We start from the raw sequence: 21082 nt of genomic DNA on the forward strand, positions 1-21082 counted from the left end.
AGTATTTTAATTATTTAACAAAATTTTTTTTAGACCAACGACATGGTTTTAATAACAATCGACATGCATTGATAGATAACGGTTTTTTTAAAATTTGATATTCTCATTTTTTTTGTTTTTCTCTATAAATAGCCTTACATTTTTCAAAAATTTTTGTTAAAAAAGTGATTTTAACAGGTGTTATTTAATGATTTTTTAAAAAAAAGAGGGGTAACGTGCAAAGGACTATTAAACGAAAATATCATTTATATTTTTGGATTATTTATTTTTCATTTAATGTAATTCGATGGGGAAGTTATTTTAATGATTATTGGTATTCATTAAAATCAAACCTTGTAGAATTTCCTCTACACATCATCTTAGTATATTTTAATATTTATTATTTGGTCCCTAAGTTCATATTCAAAAGAAAGTATGTGCATTATGTACTTTTCTTATGCATGTCTCTTGGCGTTCATTATATGTTAAGATCAGGTTTAAACCTATTATTGGTTACCGAAGATATCTGGCCCGAAGTAGAAGGACGACTGGATCCATTTGGGTTTAATCATATTGTAGCAGTAGCTATAGGAGAATTGTATGTTGTAGGACTAACTTCTGCAATAAAGTATACGGTCGATTTTTTGATTATGCAAAATAAGAATAGAGACCTAAGTGAGTTGCAATATAAAACAGAGTTAAAATACTTAAAAGCACAGATACAACCTCATTTCTTTTTTAATACACTTAATAGTTTATATGCATTAACAATAAAAAAATCGGATTTAGCACCTAATCTTGTATTAAAACTATCTAACTTTATGAGATATGTGATTTATGATACCAGTAAAAAAAAGCTCCCTCTTTTGCAGGAGATTGATCATATCGATAATTATATAGAACTCGAAAAAATGCGTTATGGTGATCGAGTTGATTCTAGAGTTGATATAAATGGTAATATCGATGATGTAAAAGTAGTTCCCATGCTGTTTTTACCATTTATTGAGAATGCTTTTAAGCATGGACTTAGGAATAATGATAGAATGGAGTTATTAATTTCTTTTGAAAGATTTGAAAATGAATTGATATTTATATCCAAAAATAATTATGAAGATGAATCAGAAACTAAAAGACTTAATGGAATTGGAATAAAAAATGTAAAAAGAAGATTAGAAATACTTTACCCAAAAAAATATACATTAAACATAGCACAAAAAAATAATGAGTATTCGATTTTGCTTAAAATCCCTATATAATGATTATTAAATGTATCATAATTGATGATGAGCCCTTGGCAATTGAAGTTATTGAATCTTTTTTAAAAGAATTTAAGAACATTCAGATCGTTGATACTTTTAAAAATCCGATAGAGGCATTATCTATATTAGAACAAGGAGATATTGACGCTGTATTTTTAGATATTAATATGCCTAGAATGAATGGCTTAGAATTTTTAAAAAGTTTACAGGAGTATCCCCAGATTATTATTACCACTGCATATAAAGAATATGCATTAGAAAGTTATGAGCTAGAAGTTCTCGATTATCTGGTAAAACCTATTTCTTTTAATCGATTTCTGAAATCTATAAATAAATTAACGGCAAGACTTATAGCCATAAAGAAACATGAACCTTCTATGGATTTGGTTCAACCGGCTCATATTTTCTTAAAAGTAGATAAGAAATTGGTGAAAATTTTGTTAACCGATATCCTTTTTATAGAAAGTCTTAAAGATTATATCCGGGTAAGTACACTAGAAGATACGTTTATGTCACATAAATCCTTAACAAGTATCAGTGAAGAACTTCCTTCAGAAAATTTTATAAGGATTCATAAATCGTATACCATAGCTATAGATAAAGTTAAATCTATAGAAGGAAACCTTGTCGAAGTGGGAGAAAAAAGAATTCCTATAGGGAGGAATTACGCGGCTCATGCCAAACAACGAATATTAAAAAACAAATCAAATTTATTAAAATAAAAATAATGGTTTTAACTACATTGGACTACATAATCATAGCCTCATTTTTCTTAACCACAATTATTATTGGAGTTGTGGTATCTAAAAGATCTGGAAAAGATACAGCAGAGTATTTTTTATCTGGACGTAATATGCCATGGTGGTTACTAGGTTTTTCGATGGTAGCAACTACATTTTCTACCGATACCCCAAATTTAGTTACTGATATTGTAAGGCAGGACGGTGTTGCTGGTAACTGGGTATGGTGGGCTTTTTTATTAACAGGCCTTCTAACCGTATTCGTGTATGCCAAGCTATGGCGTAAATCAAATGTTACGACAGACTTAGAATTTTATACATTGAGATATAGTGGAAAACCCGCTAAGTTTTTAAGGGGGTTTAGGTCGATATATCTTGGGGTGGTATTTAATATAATTGCCATGGCTGCCGTAAACCTTGCTGCCATTAAAATAGGGCAGATTATGCTTGGACTTTCGCCAATACAGACTGTTTTAATAGGTGGAGTGGTAACAGCTGTTTTTAGTTCTTTAGGAGGTTTTAGAGGAGTGATTTATACAGATTTTGTGCTTTTCTTTGTTGCAATAGTGGGTGCAGTAGGGGCCTCTTATTATTTGATTAATCTTCCTGAAGTGGGCGGGTTGAGCAATTTGGTCTCTCACCCAAATGTATCTGATAAACTTTCATTTTTTCCGGATTTTTCTAATACAGAAGCATTAATTGGAATTTTAATTATACCATTAGCAGTACAATGGTGGAGTTCATGGTATCCCGGTGCAGAACCAGGAGGTGGTGGATATATTGCACAACGTATGCTTGCTGCAAAAAATGAAAACCACGCAATAGGTGCTACTTTCTTTTTTAATATTATGCATTATGCACTACGACCTTGGCCATGGATTTTGGTAGCATTAGCATCTTTAGTAATGTATCCAGATATTGCTAGTATTCAAGAGGCTTTTCCTAATGTTGAATCTAGTAAATTAGGACATGATTTGGCTTATTCGGCGATGTTAACAAAACTCCCGGCAGGACTATTAGGACTTGTCTTAGCTTCTCTGGGCGCTGCATTTATGTCAACGTTATCTACACATCTTAATTGGGGATCATCATATATCGTTAATGATTTTTATAAGCAACAAATTAAAAAAGATGCAAGCGAAAAAGAACTGGTAAATGTTGGACGAATTACTACAATAGTTCTCATGGTGACTAGTGCTGTATTTGCACTTTATCTTACTAATGCCAAGCAGCTTTTTGACATTATTTTAATGTTTGGAGCGGGAACAGGATTAGTATATATTTTGCGTTGGTTTTGGTGGAGAATCAATGCATGGAGTGAAATATCCGTAATGTTTTCTGCAATGCTTATCCCATTAATTTTGACTTTTACGCCTCTTGGTGATTCATTATTTGGATATACCAATGATGCCGGAGAAATAATATCAGGTGTATTTCCTTCCTGGTTTAGATTTATAGCTATGGTGATTATAACTTCAATAGTTTGGATTGTGGCAACTTATCTAACTAAACCAGAATCAAAAGAGACTTTACGCTCTTTTTATAAAAGTATTCAACCTGGTGGGCCAGGCTGGAAAAAAATTGTTGATGAAGCTAATGCAGAGGGGATAAAAATAGTAGAATCTAATGAGAAATGGTCTGTACCTTCTGGAATTCTAGCAATGCTATTAGGTTGTGTATTGGTATATAGTTGTTTGTTTTCTGTAGGGAACTTGCTTTACGGAGAGTACATCATGGCGGGAATTATAGGGGTATTAGCCTTAGTTTCTGGTTTTTTATTGGCGAGAGTTTGGAAATCAATAGGAAAGAACCTAATGTCGTGAGGATAACTAAACGAATACAATCTGTTGATTTTTTAAGAGGACTTACTATTATGCTTATGATCCTGGTAAATACACCAGGAGATTGGTCTTATGTGTATACACCGTTGTTACATGCAGAATGGAATGGTCTTACTTTAGCAGATTTTGTGTTTCCTTTCTTTTTATTTATTGTAGGGATATCTATATCGTTTGTATACAAACATAAAAAGGCAGATTGGGCGATATATAAAAAAATCTTAATACGTAGTCTAAAATTAATTGTACTAGGCCTATTTATCAATGTATTTTTACCTTATTTCCCTTTCATAGAAACAGAATCTATACGTCTACCTGGAGTATTGCAGCGAATAGGAATTATATTTTGCGTAGCCTCGATATTGTATTTGAATTGTAATCGAAAACAGCTAATTTTTATAGCAGTTACTATTCTTGTTGGGTATTGGATATGGTTGGCATACATTCCATTGCCCGATGGGACTTCTCCTACTCAAGAAAGAGGACCAAATAACTGGGCTAATTATCTGGATTACGTATTGCTTAAAGGGCATATTTGGAAACCAGATTATGATCCAGAAGGTATACTTAGCACATTACCGGCTATTGTAACAACAATTACCGGAATTTTTGTTGGAGAGGTTTTGGCAAGTACAGCAAAACGAAAACTTGTTTTATTGGCGGCAATGGGAGGAGGTTTTATGATCATAGGGTATTTATGGGGTATCTTTTTTCCGATCAATAAAGTGTTGTGGAGCAGTAGTTTTGTATTGGTCACATCGGGATATGCCACTTTGTTTTTAGTACTATTTCATTATTTTATGGATCATAAAAAACATGATTTTGGTAGTCTTGCGAAATATGTAGGGGCAAATGCAATTATTATCTATTTTTCTTCTATGATATTTGCCAAATCTTTTTATCTGATTAAAATCGATTCTCAAACTTCGGTGCATCAATTTCTTTTTGAAACATTTTTTGTGTACCCGTCGATTGATAAACCATTGTCCTCTTTTTTTTATGCATTGGTTGTTGTTGGTTTTTATACACTTTTGGCATACTTTTTATACAAGAAAAAGATATTTATTAAAGTCTAGATTATAATAAAAACATTTATAAGGGTACTACAAGAAGTTAAGACAATTGATAATTAAAAATACTTCTTGTAGTGTCTTTACTATCAAATACTTTGTCTAAAAAAATTAATTAAAAAATAAACCTATCGAGGTCTAATATCTCCAATTAATTGATCTTTTTTTCTTCAAAAACGAACAATTATAAAATTGTATAATTAGATTAATCCAAAATTTCATTTATTGTCAATATGATGGTTTTTGTGTGCTAAAAAGTGTCACTCGTATAATTTATTTCTCCAAGAGGACGTAAAAGTAGTATTTTAAGATCAGGGTTTTAAATAACTAAAAGAAAGCCAACGACTTAACACAAATGTTGTAATAACAATGACACACAAACTCACTACTCCAAAAAACCAACAGGTTTTATGCAGGAAATCATGGATTATGATTTTTACTGTATTACTTTTTACTATTCATCTAACCTTTTCTAACGATGATAATACATATCCCGAGATATCAAAAACAACTGATTCTTTCTCTCTGGATAAGTTTTTACCTATACATCCACTATATCAAGTTAATGATTTGATAAATAAAGATTTATGGAACACCTTGTTTCCGTATCGTTTTGGTGCTAAAGACACCGGAGGTGGTGTTTGGGTACTAGACCCAAAAGATGATTTTTATACTTTCGAATCTTTTATCGAGGCCATTAATAGAATGAGTAAAATCGAAGTGATCTTTGAGAGAAGATGTGGTACGAACGCTTATAGAATTACACGTACTGATAAGACTACAGGAATATCAAAAGTGATTCGAACCGATGTAGATTTTGATGCACCAAGAAATACTGATAAAGAAATTGTTACCGAAAAAGTAGATTATGGATCTTTTTTAGGTGAAGGAAGCCTTGAAACCAGAAAAAGAGAAATCACAGCTTTTTTTGCTAATATCTCTCATGAGACTACTGGGGGGTGGTCAACTGCCCCGGGTGGACAGTTTTCTTGGGGCTTACATTTTCGTGAAGAGCCTACGAATGCTTCTTATGCTTCTCCAGATACAAATTATCCTCCAACTCCAGGAAAATCATATAAGGGAAGAGGCCCCATACAGTTATCATACAATTATAATTACGGTCCTGCCAGTGAATTCATTTTTGGAGACAAACAGATACTTTTAGATCATCCAGAAAAAGTAATCGAAGATGCTGCTTTGGCTTTTCAAACTGCTATTTGGTTTTGGATGACGCCTCAATACCCCAAACCATCGGCTCATGATGTAATGGTGAATAAATGGACTCCTAATGAGTTGGATAAAACCAAAAATAGAATTCCGGGACTAGGGATGACTGTAAATATTATTAATGGAGGTGTAGAATGTGGACAAGGTACAGAAAAACCTCAGGTATTAGATAGAATAGGATACTACGAAAGGTTTACAGATATTTATCAAATAGGGACAGATATGGATGGAGTTCATGATCTTTCTGATTGTGGATGTAAAGATATGGCTAGGTATGGCGGTGATACTGCCGATCTTACAGCAGAACCTTGTGCACAAAAACCTAAGGTAACATTTACAACTCCCAGAAATAACCAAATGTTTGAGCAATCTACATTTTCACCAATTTCCGTAAGCTTATCCATAGATGAAAAAAATACAAAATTGGTAAGCGTTACTACAACTGTGGAAAATCAAACTTTTGATGGAGTAACATTCAGTTGGACACCATCTAGCTATACAAACCATGTTTTAAGCGCTAATGCGGTATTTAAAAATGGTACTACGGCAACATCAGAAATTAAGGTTATTATTTGGGATGGAATAAATCTTGACTGCCAGGAAGTGCCCGAATGGAATGCATCGAGGATTTATAAAGACAAAAATAACTATGTAAAATATAATAATAACGTCTATAAAAACAAATGGTATGCAGATAGCAGTAATGTTCCTGGAAGTGATACCGTATGGGAGTTTGTAAAAGAATGCGGTGTTTCTAATGGAAGTAGCCCTGTAATAACATGGGAATCACCAGATAATGGGCAGGTCATAGAACAAAAAGAGCTTGCGCCGATTACTTTAAAAGCCAATGCTACCGATACCGATGGAACTGTTCAATCTTTTATTTTTAAGTATAATAATACTAGTATTACTCCTACCTCTTCAGGAAGTACCTATACGGCTAGTTTTACACCAACTGCATTTGGAGAAATTACGATTACAGCATCTGCCACAGATGATCAAAATAATACCTCAGAAAAAGCAATTTCTTTTACTGTGAAAGAAAAAACAACAGGAGGAAATAATAATGCTCCTACTGTTAGTATAACTTCTCCGGGAGATAATGCCACTTTTGAAGCAGGTACTTCGATTCCTATCACGGTAAATGCATCTGATAGCGACGGGACGATTGCGAAAGTAGAATTCTTTAATAATGATAATAAAATAGGAGAAAGTAGTGCTAGCCCTTTTAGTTATACATTCGAAAACGTTATAGTAGGAAATTACTCGTTAACGGCAAAAGCAACAGATAATAAAGGGGCATCTTCAACCTCTACTGCAATAACAGTTACGGTGACTAACGGTGGAGGAAATGGGAATTGTGCAAATATACAACAATATGTTGCAGGTACTTCTTATGGATTAAATGATGAGGTAGTAAATGAAGGAGAAAAATTTAGTTGTGATATTCCTGGGTGGTGTTCATCTACTGCAGCATGGGCATATGCCCCCGGTACAGGAGCACATTGGCAAACAGCTTGGACAAAAATCGGAGCTTGTGGTAAAAGTAATTTTGAAATAACTTCAAATAACTACTCTGTTTTTCCAACTATAACTCAGGATATTGTAAACTTTAGAATAAAAACAGATAATACATCATGGGTTAAGATCAACCTATATCATCTTTCTGGAAAATTGATAAGTACACAATCATTTAATGGAGTCCAGGCAAAGACACTAAAATCATTTACGCACGATCTGTCAAATCTCAAAAATGGTCTTTATCTATTTAAAATATATATAAATGACGATGTTTATTTTGAGAAAATCCTTAAAAATTAACTACTAAGGAACTATTTCGGGTAGTTTTTATTACTGATTTAACTACCCGATTATACATATAAAAACTCGAATTAATTAATCACACTAATCATGAAAAATTTTTATACATTTTTGTTTATGTTTTTTTGTGCGCTATTGATGCATGCACAATACACTTTTCCTACCTGTTCACCAGAGTGGGATGCAAGTAAAGTCCCTTATAAACAAGGGCAAGAAGTTTCTTATAATAATATTAATTATAAGTGTAAATACTATACTAATGATGCTCCGGGAGCCGGCTCCTGGGAACTAATAGGACCATGTGGAGATGGAGGATTAGGTCCAGATTACTCTGGTAAACAACGAATTATAGGATATTTGCCTACCTGGGTTGCTGATTATGATATCAAAAATAAATTTAATCCAGAGGTAGTAACACATCTAAATATTTCTTTTTTGATGTTTAAGCAAAATAATAATGATTATAATAGTTCAAATTTTGCTTCTATATCTTTTGATGAGTTTCAATCTAGAAAAGTAGATTCTGTTCTTAACGATTTGGGTGTTCTTCAAAAAGCCAAAGCCAAAGGAGTAAAAGTATCTGTTGCATTAGGAGGGGCTACTGATTATGCGTTCTTATGGTTAATGACCAAATATCAAAACAACGATAATAAATTAGATGAAATTGCAACATTGATTGCTAATTATGTTACTCAGAATGATTTGGATGGTGTTGATTTGGATATGGAATGTTGGTGGGCAGACCCAGCCATTAGCGGGACTTCAGATCAGGGAGGAAGAGTAAGAGGAAGCAAATGGGGGGATGCTGATAAAGGCCCTCATCCCGCAGGTATTGGGTTAACAAAATTAAGCCAGAAACTAAGAGCCAAAATACCTAATAAGTTAATTACAGCCGCTGTATTCGGAACATCTTGGTATGGAAATAACTATGATGATGGTATGGCAGACTATATGGATTGGATTGGTCTTATGTCTTATGATTTTACAGGATCATGGGATAAATCTCCAGAAGGACCTCATTCTTCTCTTTATAAAGTAGAACCAGGGACTTATCAAGGACAAACAGCAGATAATCCAATTTATTCTGCGCAAGATGCATTAGAATATTGGATGGGATTTGCTCCACCAGCCTGGAATCATGCAGGAGGATTTAATGTGCCAAAAGCCAAATTAGCTTTCGGACTACCTGTGTATGGTTACGATTTTTCTGAAAAAAAGCCTGATGGAGGGAATGGAGCTAAATTTGTTCCTTATAAGGATATCATAAAAGATTTTGCTAATGCAGCAACAAGTTATGATCCTAAGGATCCTAAAAATCTAAGAGGATACATAGGAGAAAATGGAAAAAAGATATACTATAACACACCAAAATTAGCTGGAGAAAAAATAAAATATTCTAAGCAGTATGGGCATCAGGGGTTAATCATATGGGAACTTACACAAGATACCGATTATAATTCACCTTCAAGTATTCTTAAAGCAGTAAATGAGGCTGCAGGAAACACCGACCCTATAAACAATTCACCAACAGTAGTGTGGGAAGCTCCTACAAATGGACAAATTATCGAATTAACAGAATTGTCTCCGATAACACTAAAAGCCAGTGCTACAGATTCCGATGGAACCATTCAATCTTTTATGTTTAAGCATAATACTACTAATATTAGCGCTACAGCAAATGGAAGTAGCTATACAGCCAGTTTTACTCCTGCAGCATTTGGTGAAGTAACGCTCATTGCTTCTGCTACAGATAATAAAAATGCAACTTCAGAAAAGACAATTGTTTTCACAGTAAAGGAGAAAGTAGTGGGAGGTAATACACCTCCATCAATAACTCTTATCGAACCAAAAGATGCAGATGTTATAGAACAAACAGCATTGTCATCAATTCAGTTAAAAGCTACGGTAACAGACGATACCCAGGTAAGCTCTGTGAAATTTATGGTAAACAATATTGAAATTACTCCATCTGCAAATGGTACTCAATATACTACAGACTGGACTCCTAGCGCCTTTGGTGAAGTATCTTATAAAATTATGGCTACAGATAATGAAGGACTATCTACCGAGACAGTTGTTACGTTTACTGTGAAAGAAAAAGTAGCGGGAGGAAGTTGTGATGGAATAGCAGAATGGCAAGCTGATAAGGTATATGCGACAGCAGGGCAAAAAGTAAGCTATAACGGTAACCTCTATACTAATAAATGGTGGACAAAGGGAGAAACTCCAGGAAGTAGCTCTGTATGGGAATTTGTTTCTAGTTGTGACGGAGGCTCTGGTGGTGGAGATTTTTGTGGATCTCCACAATGGATAACATCTATTGCATATAATAGTGGGGATCAAGTATACCATAGTCAAAAAATCTATAAAGCCAAATGGTGGACAGAAGGTGAAACTCCTGGTAGTAGTTCTGTGTGGGAGTTTGTTTCAGATTGTGTTCAGAGTAACCCAAATATGTCTTCTGTTGCATTTCAAACATTGGTAGATGATGTTATAAAATATCAGATAACAGTTCCTGAAGTGTGGTGGGTGAAAATTGATGTATATGATATCTATGGTAAGTTAATGCATACAAAATCTTTAAGAGAATATACAGGAAGCAGAGATTTTACACAAGATTTATCGACTCTTAAAAGTGGAATCTATATCTACAAAATTAATATCAGTGGAGAAGTAATCACCAAAAAAGTAATTAAAAAATAAAATTAAGTGATAGAAAATTGCCAAATGACGGGTCCTGAAACATTGATTTGCTAACACAAGCTCAACGATTTTTTTACAGGTGCATTCTAGGGCCCTGATTTGGCAGATTCATTGACTATAATATAAACGCTAAAACTTCATCGTTATGAAAATAACAAGTTCAGTATTCTTTTCGGTTCATTGCAAACTTGACAGGCGATGAAAATGAAGATTTAGTTAGGAAATACGGTGCTAAACAATATACCGATTAAAATTTTGTTTGTTATGTTGTGAATAGATGCTAGTCATTTATCCATACTAAAGATCCGGGTATATCTCGGATCTTTTTTTGATTTAAACGGTAACTCCATTTATGATTTTACCTTTAACTTTTTTTATATAATTTCTTCCCATAGGGAGCGATTTATCATCGATTTCGATACAATTTTTATCAATTGCCTTAATTTTATTAATGGCGATAGTATATGATCTGTGGATTCTTATAAAAAGATACTCTGGTAGTAGCCTGGTAATTGCAGATAAGTTGTAATGTGTTACATAATCTTTGTGATCTGTTTTTATAATAACATAATCCTTAAGACTTTTTATGTATAAAATATCTTCAAAATATATTTTTATCATTTTTTTATCTACTTTAATAAAAATGTGATCTTCTAATGAAGATGTATATGGCAGTTTGTTCACCATATTTAATGTCCTGGATATTTTGTGTAAAGATTTTACAAGCCTCTTCAAAGAGATTGGTTTTATTAAATAATCTATGACTCCTAACTCAAATCCTTGTACAGCATAATCTTCATCAGAAGAAGTTATAATAATAAGAGGAGGATTGTGTATGTTTTTAATAAATTCTAACCCATTAACCATAGGCGTATAAATATCGACAAAAACTAAATCAATCGAATTTTCACGAATAAAATTAAAAGCATCAACAGCATTATTACAAACAAAAACTACCTCGAAATGTTCAAAATGTGCCAAGTGTTTTTTTAAAGCACTGATAGCTAGCGGGTCATTGTCTACAAGTAAACATCTTACTTTCATTCTATAGTCTTTTAGAGATTATTCTATAAATAAATAGTTGTTATTTACTCCTTTTTTTTATGAATAAATCTTACTTCCTATCTGGGTATGTAACCTGATTTATTCTTTTTTATTGTTTTCTTTTTAAAAGGTTTTTGTTCGATAATCTCTTTTTCCTATAGAAATTATAGAATATGAGTAAAATGCATCTTATTCCTGTTTTTCTTCTGAAAATCTACAGTTTTAAGTCATTCAGCTAATTAGTTTTTTTAAACCCCGAGTTCTTTCTACTTTTTCATTGAAAACTACAACGTTTTCGTAAATAATAACACAAACCATTTATAACTTAAGGTAAGAAATTATGAAAAAATTAAACCAAACTTTTAAGGCTTGGTGTTTTCGAGATTTGTATCTGAAAACATCTTTGCTTTTTATTTTTATGTGCGTTTCGAGCATTGCTTATGCACAAGTGAACACAGGAGGAAGTGCTACCACTTCTGATCATCAAAAACAGATTATAGGATATATTACCAACTGGGACGCCTGGAAAACCAATACGGCAGGAGTACCTGAAGCAGGAGCTCTTACGCATTTAAATATTGATTATTCTAAATACACGATTCTAAATTATTCATTTTTTGGAGTAGCTCGTGATGGTTCTTTGCATAGTGGAGATCATAGAAATAAGAATATATATCAAGATGGTGTGACACAAGAACCTGCAGATTTGTTTTATACAGATTTGTACAGCAGTTGGGATTTACATCTTTTATTCGGAGAATTAGAATATGTAAACTATGTAAATGAAGATATAAAAAGACGTGCAGAAGCTCAAGGATTTCAAGTAGAGGTCGGAGCTAGTACCTGGACACACCCAGTTTGGGGACTAAGCGGTGGATTACCGTTACCTCTTAAAAAAGAAAACGGAGCTCTGGGATTACTGGATCTTGCACATCAAAAAGGAGTAAAAGTGATGGCATCGATTGGTGGATGGAGTATGTGTAAACATTTCCCAGAAATGGCTGCCGATCCTGTAAAAAGAGCAAAATTTATTGAAGACTGTAAAAGATTAATCAATATTGGTTTCGACGGAATTGATTTAGACTGGGAATATCCAGGACCATTTTCAGGAATGAATTTTACAGGTAGTCAGGCAGATTTTGCGAATTTTGAATCTTTACTACAAGAAATTCGTAATGCTATAGGACCTACAAAATTAATTACATCGGCTATGGCTGCAGATCCAAGAAAACTGGATGGATTTAATTGGTCTGGAGTAGTTGCTAATATGGATTACTTTAACATGATGACTTATGATTATAATGGTGGTTGGTCTAATAAAGCAGGACATAATGCTCCTGTTTACCCATATACCGATGCAGAAGTATCTTTTTTTAATTGGCAATCTACTTTACAGAAATTAATAGAGAAAGGTGTTCCTAAAAACAAAATATGTTTTGGAGCTCCATTCTATGGTAGAGGTGTTGTTACTGAAGGAAATGCAGATCTTAATGTAAAAACTGTAAAAAGAGCAGAAACTGTTCAACCCGATGGACCTATACAAACGGCAGCAGATTATACAAACTGGCCAAAAGAAGTATATGATGGTACACCAAATTATTTCTTTATCAAACAAAAAGCTTTATCCCCTAATAGCGGATGGACCAGAAAATGGGATGACGAAGCTAAGGTTCCTTATTTGGTGAATGGAAAGTATTTTTTAAGCTATGATGACGAAGAATCTATTGGTATTAAAGCTCAATTTATTAATGATAATGAGTTAGGAGGGACTATTATTTGGACAGTCTATGGTGATCTTGAATTTGGAGGTACAGCAACTTCTTTTGGTAGAAAACTTAAAAGATGGTCTAATGTAAAATCCCCTTTGGTGAATAAAATCAATGAAGTTTTTGCTAATGGAGGACCAGGAGGAAATGTTTCTCCTACAGTTAATATAACAGCGCCTGCTAATAATTCTACTTTTACAGAAGGAGACACAATACTTATTACTGCAAATGCAGCAGATAGTGATGGAACTATTGCTAAAGTCGAATTTTATAATGGTAGTACAAAATTAGGAGAAGACACAACATCACCTTATGAATATTCGTGGTCGAGTGTTTCTGCAGGTAATTATACTTTAACAGTAAAGGCAACTGATAACGGTAATGCTTCGACAACTTCTTCTGCGGTTTCTGTATCTGTAAACGGTAGTGGCACAAACACACCACCTGTAGTAAATATAACAGAACCAGCTAATAATGCTACTTTTACAGAAGGAACTACTATTGTTATAAAAGCAAATGCATCAGATCCTGATACTGATGGTAGTATTACAAAAGTTGAGTTTTATAATGGTACAACTCTGTTAGGAGAAGATACTACTGCACCATACGAATATTCATGGGCAAATGTCGCTAAAGGAAACTACACATTAACTGCAAAAGCAACAGATGATAAAAATGCAGCAACAGTATCTTCTGGTGTTTCTGTAACTGTGAATGGTAGTACCGGTGGGGGATGTGATAATATACCACAATATGTAGCAGGTACTTCGTATAGCAAAGATCAGGAAGTGCAAAATGAAGGAGAGAAGTTTACATGTAATATTCCTGGATGGTGTTCTTCTGCTGCAGCTTGGGCATATGCACCAGGTACCGGAGCTCACTGGCAGGATGCATGGTCAAAAACAGGAGACTGTACCGGAGGTACTCCTAATACGAGTCCTACGGTAAATATTACTTCTCCAAATAACAATAGTTCGTTTCAAGAAGGAGCATCTGTAACAATATCTGCTAATGCATCAGATGCAGATGGTACAGTATCTAAAGTTGAATTTTATAATGGTAATACAAAACTAGGAGAAGATGTTTCTAGTCCTTACGAATATGTTTGGCAAAATATCTCTGCAGGAAACTATGCAATAACTGCCAAAGCAACAGATAACCAGGGAGCATCGACCACATCTTCTGTAATAAGCATTACCGTTAATGGGGTTAATAATACTCCTCCAACAGTTACGATTACTTCGCCCAATAATAATGACTCTTTTAGCGAAGGGACTTCAATCTCTGTTACTGCAAATGCTTCTGATAGTGATGGAACTATTACTAAAGTAGAGTTCTTTAATGGAGCCACAAAACTGGGAGAAGATACTAGTAGTCCTTATGCATATACAATTTCTAACGCATCTGCAGGAAATTATACGTTGACAGCTAAAGCTACTGATAATGGTGGAGCTACTTCAACTTCTTCTGCGATATCAATTTCGGTGACTACAGTAGGAAATGGTAATTGTGATGGATTACCACAATATGTTGCAGGAACTTCATATAGTAAAGATCAGGAGGTACAAAACGAAGGAGAGAAGTTTACATGTAATATTCCTGGGTGGTGTTCTTCTGCAGCAGCATGGGCATATGCACCAGGTACTGGAGCTCATTGGCAATCTGCTTGGTCAAAGACAGGTGATTGTACAGTAAGAAATTCTGCGGTTAGCGTATTTCCGAATCCTACCGAAAATGGTATCATAAATGTGATGATAAATTCTGGAAAGTCTAACTCTAATTTTAGATTTGAAGTACATTCCCTTAACGGAACTAAGTTATTAGATTTTGAAAATAATGTGATGAATGGGAAGAATGGTAAAACATTTGATATTAGTTCTTTAAAAACTGGTTTGTACTTATATACGATTACTATAGGAAAAGAAAAAGAATATGGTAAGATGAAAGTATCAAATTAATTTAAAATAGTTTTTGTAACCATAAAAGAGTACTTCTTCTACTCTTTTATGGTTACTATTAAGAATCTTATTATATAAATTACGATTACAGATTTTTTGATGGGTTGAATTATTTATCAACCCGTTGTGCGTATTGATGTTTTTGAATCTTAAAATTCGTCAATTCGAGTGCTTGTATATTTCGATATAACACTTAAATAGTAAAACCATGTTTAAAACACACACAAACTCAGTAAATTTTATTAGAATTAATTGTTCATGGCGACAGTTAATTTGTACGACCCTATTTCTAACAGTAATTCTATCTGTTTTCCCCCATGGCACAGTAACATACCCACCAAGTCGTGTTTGGAATTGTTTTCAGGAAGACCCTGAAAGTCCAGATTCTGCGGCTTGTGTTGCAGCAGTAGCTTCTCATGGCACGCAGCCATTGTATGATTGGAGTGAAATTAATCAAGCGAATGCTAACGGTAATCATCAGCAATATGTGATGGATGGGAATCTGGCTAGCGGTGGCAGGCCTGAAAAATACGGAGGCATGGATCAAGTTAGATCCGATTGGGTGTCGACAAAAGTTTCTCCGGGCCCATTTACAGTAACTTGGACAAATCACGCTCCTCATGCAACTGCTTATTATGAAGTTTATATAACCAAAGCAAGCTGGACACCCGACCAGCCATTAACATGGGATAGTCTTGAACTTTTAGTACGAACACCTCCAAGTGCAGCAGAAAGGATTGTTAATATTCCGGTAACACTTCCTGTTAGGACAGGTAAACATGTTATTTATAGTATTTGGCAAAGATCAGACAGTCCAGAGGCATTTTATTCGACTAGTGATATCAATTTTGATGGAGGAGGTACCGATACACAGGCACCTTCTGTTCCTACTGGTCTAGGAGCATCAAATGCTACACAAACTACAGTAGATCTTGCCTGGAATGCTGCTACCGATAATGTAGCTGTAACGGGATATGATATATATCAAGGAAATACTATTGTTGCTACCGTAACTGGTACTTCTCATCAAGTAACTGGATTAACAGCAAACACTTCTTATTCTTTTAGAATAAAAGCGAAGGATGCTGCAAATAATCAATCTGGTTTTAGTAATACCACAACTGCAACTACACTTCCTGACACCGGAGGAGGAGACTGTGCAGGAATACCACAATATGTAGCAGGAACTTCTTATAGTAAAGATCAAGAAGTACAAAACGAAGGAGAAAAATTCACATGTAATATTCCTGGATGGTGTTCTTCTGCTGCAGCTTGGGCATATGCACCAGGTACTGGAGCTCACTGGCAGGATGCATGGTCAAAAACAGGAGACTGTACCGGAGGTACTCCTAATATGAGTCCTACCGTAAGTATTACTTCTCCAAATAACAATAGTTCGTTTCAAGAAGGAGCATCTGTAACAATATCTGCTAATGCATCAGATGCAGATGGTACAGTATCTAAAGTTGAATTTTATAATGGTAATACAAAACTAGGAGAAGATGTTTCTAGTCCTTATGAATATGTTTGGCAAAATATCTCTGCAGGAAACTATGCGATAACTGCCAAAGCAACAGATAACCAGGGAGCATCGACCACATCTTCTGTAATAAGCATTACCGTTAATGGGGTTAATAATACTCCTCCAACAGTTACGATTACTTCGCCCAATAATAATGACTCTTTTAACGAAGGGACTTCAATCTCTGTTACTGCAAATGCTTCTGATAGTGATGGAACTATTACTAAAGTAGAGTTCTTTAATGGAGCCACAAAACTGGGAGAAGATACTAGTAGTCCTTATGCATATACAATTTCTAACGCATCTGCAGGAAATTATACGTTGACAGCTAAAGCTACTGATAATGGTGGAGCTACTTCAACTTCTTCTGCGATATCAATTTCGGTGACTACAGTAGGAAATGGTAATTGTGATGGATTACCACAATATGTTGCAGGAACTTCATATAGTAAAGATCAGGAAGTACAAAACGAAGGAGAGAAATTTACATGTAATATTCCTGGGTGGTGTTCTTCTGCAGCAGCATGGGCATATGCACCAGGTACTGGAGCTCATTGGCAAGATGCTTGGTCAAAGACAGGTGATTGTGGAGGAGGAACAGGAGGTGCTCCTGTAGTAAATATCACATCTCCTTCAAATGGAGCAACATATACTGCTGGTAGTTCTGTTGTTGTTAATGCAACTGCAACCGATGATGGAACTGTTACTAAAGTAGAGTTCTTTAATGGTACTACAAAACTAGGAGAAGATACTACTAATCCGTATTCTTATACAATTACTAACGCACAATCTGGTAGTTATTCTTTAACTGCAGTAGCAACCGATAATGAGAATAATCAAACCACTTCTGATCCAGTTGTAATTAGAAGTAGTACAGGAGGAGGAAATAATAATTTACCAGGAAAAATATTGGTTGGGTACTGGCATAATTTTGACAATGGCTCTACTACTCCAAGACTGAGCGAAGTATCCAGAGATTGGGATGTGATTTGTGTTGCATTTGCAGAACCTAAAGCAGGAAGTACAGCCGATATGCAATTTAGTCCGTATAGTATTTATAATGGAAATACTCAGGCTTTTATAGATGATGTTGCTACTGTAAAGAGTAGAGGACAAAAGGTACTAATTTCTATCGGAGGTGCTAATGCAAGAGTAGAATTGAATAGTGAAGCTGAAAAGAATTTATTTATAAGTTCTATGACCAATATTATCAATACATATGGCTTCAATGGGTTGGATATAGATTTAGAAGGAAGCTCTCTTTCACTGGATAGCGGAGATTCTGATTTCAGGAATCCAACTACAGCAAAGATCAAAAATCTTATTGATGCTACAAAAGCTATTAGAACCAATATAGGTGCAAATAGATTTATATTAAGTATGGCTCCGGAAACAGCTTATGTACAAGGTGCTTATGGAAATTATTCTGGAATTTTTGGAGCATATTTGCCTGTAATTCATGCATTGCGTAATGAAATGGATTATATTCATGTTCAGCACTATAATACAGGTTCTATGTTTGGTAGAGATGGAAAAATATATCAACCAGCTACTGCAGATTTTCATGTTGCTATGGCAGAAATGTTAATTACTGGTTTCCCAGTTGCTCAAACAGGACTTACGTTCCCTGGTCTTAGAGCAGATCAGGTTGCTATTGGATTGCCTGCTACTACTCAAGCAGCAGGAAGCGGATATACTTCTGAAGCAGTTGTACAACAAGCCCTTGATTATTTGATTAAAGGAACTTCTTATCCTGGAAGAACATATACTACTAATTCTACATATCCTAGCTTTAGAGGTTTAATGACCTGGTCTATAAATTGGGATTTGGTAAATAACTCTACCTTCTCTTCAAGTCATAGAGCATATTTAGATGGATTAGGTGCCAGAGCTGCTAATACACAAAATAGTATAGGAAAAATATTTCCTAATCCTATTTCTGGAAATGTAATTAACATTGCCTTAGATAGTGCTATTTCTAAATCAGGTTCTGATTATTTCAGGTTCCAGATATTTAATACTAATGGAATTGAAGTTTATAGTTTTGAAAACGACAGACTTCAAAGAGGAGAAAGTGTTAAGAGTTTTGATATCGGTGAACTAGAATCGGGAATGTATTTTTATACGATTTCAGTTTCCAAAAACAAGACAACAGGTAAAATAATTAGAGAGTAATTTATTTTAATTTTCTAAGTGTATTACTTAAAATGGAGTCCAGATATCTGGACTCCATTGTTTTTGACTTAATTTTCTTAAAAAGGATTTACTCAACTCTACTGTAGTTTTCGGCAAGTGTATATTGCCCATTTTTATCTATATTAATTTGTTGATAAGAGTTAGAATCCATCATTAGTTCAAATCTAAAAACTTGAATGGTATCTACAATTTTCATCATTGGTCCCGAAGCATATTCTAAGCGTTCTTCGAGCACACCATCTTTAATTGAGTAGGTGCCATAACCAAACCATTCGTTATTATCTTTTGGATCAAAGCGAGTCCACATCACTTTTTCTTTGCTATACATTTTAACCTGGCGATATCCATTTTGATTTAATATAGTATCGCTTATTTGGTTATCTTCATAAAGAAATTGATGTTTAAGTTCCCAAACACCTTCAAGGTTATAAGGCTCAATATCGGTAGTTTTATTCTGCCGTGTAACAGTAGAAAAAAAGCACACCCCTAATAGAATCAGTACTAAGGTTTTCATGATTGAGAGGTTTAAAGTGAGTATCTTATTAAGTTACGAAAAAAAGACGAGATAAAAGAACTTGATTCGCTTTTGTGGTATTGTTAAAATATTGATTTTAAGTATTCTATATGTGTAGAGGTAGTTGGTTTTATTTATTTCGATATTTATGAAATACATCGATTTCTAAGAAAAATTGATACTTTTTTTTCGAAAATAATAGTTCTTCGGTTGTTATTTTTTTACCTGTATTATGTATCAGGAGTATTCAAATCTTTAATTTCTGACTAGGAATACGGATTCAAATTATTATTTTTAAGACCAGAATTAAATATTCTAAAGGAATATAGGCTATGATTCGGCGTGGAGGAGCTGAGGTAAAACAAGTAAACAAATCCATTATGAAAGGATTTTAGATTCAACTCCTGCCTAACGCCGAGATTATAGCCATATTTTAGTCCAATATCAATTCCATTTGGATATTACATCGCTCGTATGGAGTTGAGTGCCCCGCTACTTTATTAAACCCTAGTTTATGATACAGGTTAATTGCAGGTTCTAATACGGTATTACTTTCTAAATATATTTTTTGCGCATTTAACGATTGTGCTTTTTTAATTATAGCTTTTCCTAATAACCAACCTATACCTTTACCTTTTGCTTGTGGAGAAACAGCCATTTTGGCAAGTTCAAAATCGTAGTGAGGATCATCCATTTTTATCAAGGCACATACACCAACAGGTTTTTCCTCATATAATGCGACTACTATTTCACCTCCTTTGTCTAAAATGTACTCTTTTGGGTTATCCAGAGCTTTACGATCGGCTTCTTCCATCTTAAAAAAGGTAGTAATCCATTCTTCATTAAGGTTTTTGAATGGAATTTTATATTTAGACTCATAAGGAACGATCTCAACTTTTTTTATTTCTCTAAGTTTCTTTTCCTCTTTAACGCGATGAAACATTGATTTTTGATTCAAAAGAAATTCAAATTCTTCGATAGCATGCCACATATTGTGCCTACTCTGATTTAATGTAACTTCTACAGCTTTTTGTACATCGGTATATTGATCTTTAATATGATTTGCGATCTGCCTGCCTTTAGGAGCTAATGCGATATTATTCTTTCTCCCGTCATTTTTGTCTTTTTTTTCACATAAAATTTGTTCTTTAACCATCTCCCGAACAATTTTACTTACAGAGGGGTGAGAGTGGCCAATCTCATTAGCTATAGCGGTAATAGATTTTTCGCCATTCTGAGACAGAACATAAAACACAGGAAACCATTTTGGTTTTAAATCTACATTATACATTTCATAAATTTTTGTAGCATCTTCTGTCATTTTCTCACTTAACATTCTAAGCCTGGTGCCAATGGCTATAATACCAATATTATCAAAAAAATTCATTTGCATAATTAATTACGTAATCAGTTACGTAAATATAACAATTTACTTTCTTTTTTCA

The 21082-nt window shown here is 34.2% G+C and carries 11 protein-coding genes; 8 read left to right on the top strand and 3 right to left on the bottom strand.

Annotated elements, in window-relative coordinates; translation table 11 throughout:
* Positions 1-215 precede the first annotated feature (215 nt).
* The 6 genes from NNL09_RS15360 to NNL09_RS15385 all read left to right on the top strand — a co-directional run bounded on the left by NNL09_RS15360 (position 216) and on the right by NNL09_RS15385 (position 10637).
* Positions 216-1235: a sensor histidine kinase gene (locus tag NNL09_RS15360; RefSeq protein WP_196909762.1), complete on the top strand. Its 1020-nt coding sequence runs from the start codon at positions 216-218 to the stop codon at positions 1233-1235.
* Positions 1235-1960, top strand: a complete 726-nt coding sequence (locus NNL09_RS15365; RefSeq protein WP_025666393.1) for a LytTR family DNA-binding domain-containing protein — start codon at positions 1235-1237, stop codon at positions 1958-1960. The genes NNL09_RS15360 and NNL09_RS15365 overlap by 1 nt, the downstream gene beginning before the upstream one ends.
* Positions 1961-1965: 5 nt before the next feature.
* Positions 1966-3801 (top strand): sodium:solute symporter family protein, encoded by a 1836-nt coding sequence (locus NNL09_RS15370; protein ID WP_196909763.1) that lies wholly within the window; start codon positions 1966-1968, stop codon positions 3799-3801.
* Positions 3798-4892, top strand: a complete 1095-nt coding sequence (locus NNL09_RS15375) for a DUF5009 domain-containing protein (protein WP_317193919.1) — start codon at positions 3798-3800, stop codon at positions 4890-4892. The genes NNL09_RS15370 and NNL09_RS15375 overlap by 4 nt, the downstream gene beginning before the upstream one ends.
* A gap of 363 nt (positions 4893-5255) precedes the next feature.
* Positions 5256-7934, top strand: coding sequence for a glycoside hydrolase family 19 protein (locus tag NNL09_RS15380; protein WP_196909764.1), 2679 nt, complete (start codon positions 5256-5258; stop codon positions 7932-7934).
* Positions 7935-8024: 90 nt separating this feature from the next.
* A complete protein-coding gene (locus NNL09_RS15385) occupies positions 8025-10637 on the top strand; it encodes a glycosyl hydrolase family 18 protein (protein WP_196909765.1) in 2613 nt (870 codons plus the stop codon).
* 333 nt (positions 10638-10970) lie between these two features.
* On the opposite strand, the gene NNL09_RS15390 is transcribed toward NNL09_RS15385, so the two are convergent.
* Positions 10971-11681 (bottom strand): LytTR family DNA-binding domain-containing protein, encoded by a 711-nt coding sequence (locus NNL09_RS15390; RefSeq protein WP_196909766.1) that lies wholly within the window; start codon positions 11679-11681, stop codon positions 10971-10973.
* Between the two features lie 340 nt (positions 11682-12021).
* Here NNL09_RS15390 and NNL09_RS15395 point away from each other — a divergent pair, with 340 nt between their 5' ends.
* Positions 12022-15405 (top strand): Ig-like domain-containing protein, encoded by a 3384-nt coding sequence (locus tag NNL09_RS15395; RefSeq protein WP_196909767.1) that lies wholly within the window; start codon positions 12022-12024, stop codon positions 15403-15405.
* Positions 15406-15613: 208 nt separating this feature from the next.
* Positions 15614-19102 carry an Ig-like domain-containing protein gene (locus NNL09_RS15400; protein ID WP_196909768.1) on the top strand — a complete coding sequence of 1163 codons (3489 nt, stop codon included), beginning with the start codon at positions 15614-15616 and terminating at the stop codon, positions 19100-19102.
* 88 nt (positions 19103-19190) lie between these two features.
* Here NNL09_RS15400 and NNL09_RS15405 read toward each other — a convergent pair whose 3' ends face one another.
* Complete coding sequence (locus tag NNL09_RS15405) at positions 19191-19637, bottom strand: hypothetical protein (protein WP_025668003.1); 447 nt, start codon at positions 19635-19637, stop codon at positions 19191-19193.
* A gap of 433 nt (positions 19638-20070) precedes the next feature.
* Positions 20071-21024 carry a bifunctional helix-turn-helix transcriptional regulator/GNAT family N-acetyltransferase gene (locus NNL09_RS15410; RefSeq protein WP_025668001.1) on the bottom strand — a complete coding sequence of 318 codons (954 nt, stop codon included), beginning with the start codon at positions 21022-21024 and terminating at the stop codon, positions 20071-20073.
* Between the last annotated feature and the right edge of the window lie 58 nt (positions 21025-21082).

Source organism: Aquimarina sp. EL_43 (genome assembly GCF_943422735.1).
Taxonomy (GTDB): Bacteria; Bacteroidota; Bacteroidia; order Flavobacteriales; family Flavobacteriaceae; genus Aquimarina; species Aquimarina megaterium.

Bases quoted from the DNA above. Each gene is read 5' to 3' on its own strand.
- NNL09_RS15400 (WP_196909768.1), top strand. From the start codon at position 15,614: ATGTTTAAAACACACACAAACTCAGTAAATTTTATTAGAATTAATTGT.
- NNL09_RS15380 (WP_196909764.1), top strand. From the start codon at position 5,256: ATGACACACAAACTCACTACTCCAAAAAACCAACAGGTTTTATGCAGG.
- NNL09_RS15385 (WP_196909765.1), top strand. From the start codon at position 8,025: ATGAAAAATTTTTATACATTTTTGTTTATGTTTTTTTGTGCGCTATTG.
- NNL09_RS15395 (WP_196909767.1), top strand. From the start codon at position 12,022: ATGAAAAAATTAAACCAAACTTTTAAGGCTTGGTGTTTTCGAGATTTG.
- NNL09_RS15410 (WP_025668001.1), bottom strand. From the start codon at position 21,024: ATGAATTTTTTTGATAATATTGGTATTATAGCCATTGGCACCAGGCTT.
- NNL09_RS15365 (WP_025666393.1), top strand. From the start codon at position 1,235: ATGATTATTAAATGTATCATAATTGATGATGAGCCCTTGGCAATTGAA.
- NNL09_RS15405 (WP_025668003.1), bottom strand. From the start codon at position 19,637: ATGAAAACCTTAGTACTGATTCTATTAGGGGTGTGCTTTTTTTCTACT.
- NNL09_RS15390 (WP_196909766.1), bottom strand. From the start codon at position 11,681: ATGAAAGTAAGATGTTTACTTGTAGACAATGACCCGCTAGCTATCAGT.
- NNL09_RS15370 (WP_196909763.1), top strand. From the start codon at position 1,966: ATGGTTTTAACTACATTGGACTACATAATCATAGCCTCATTTTTCTTA.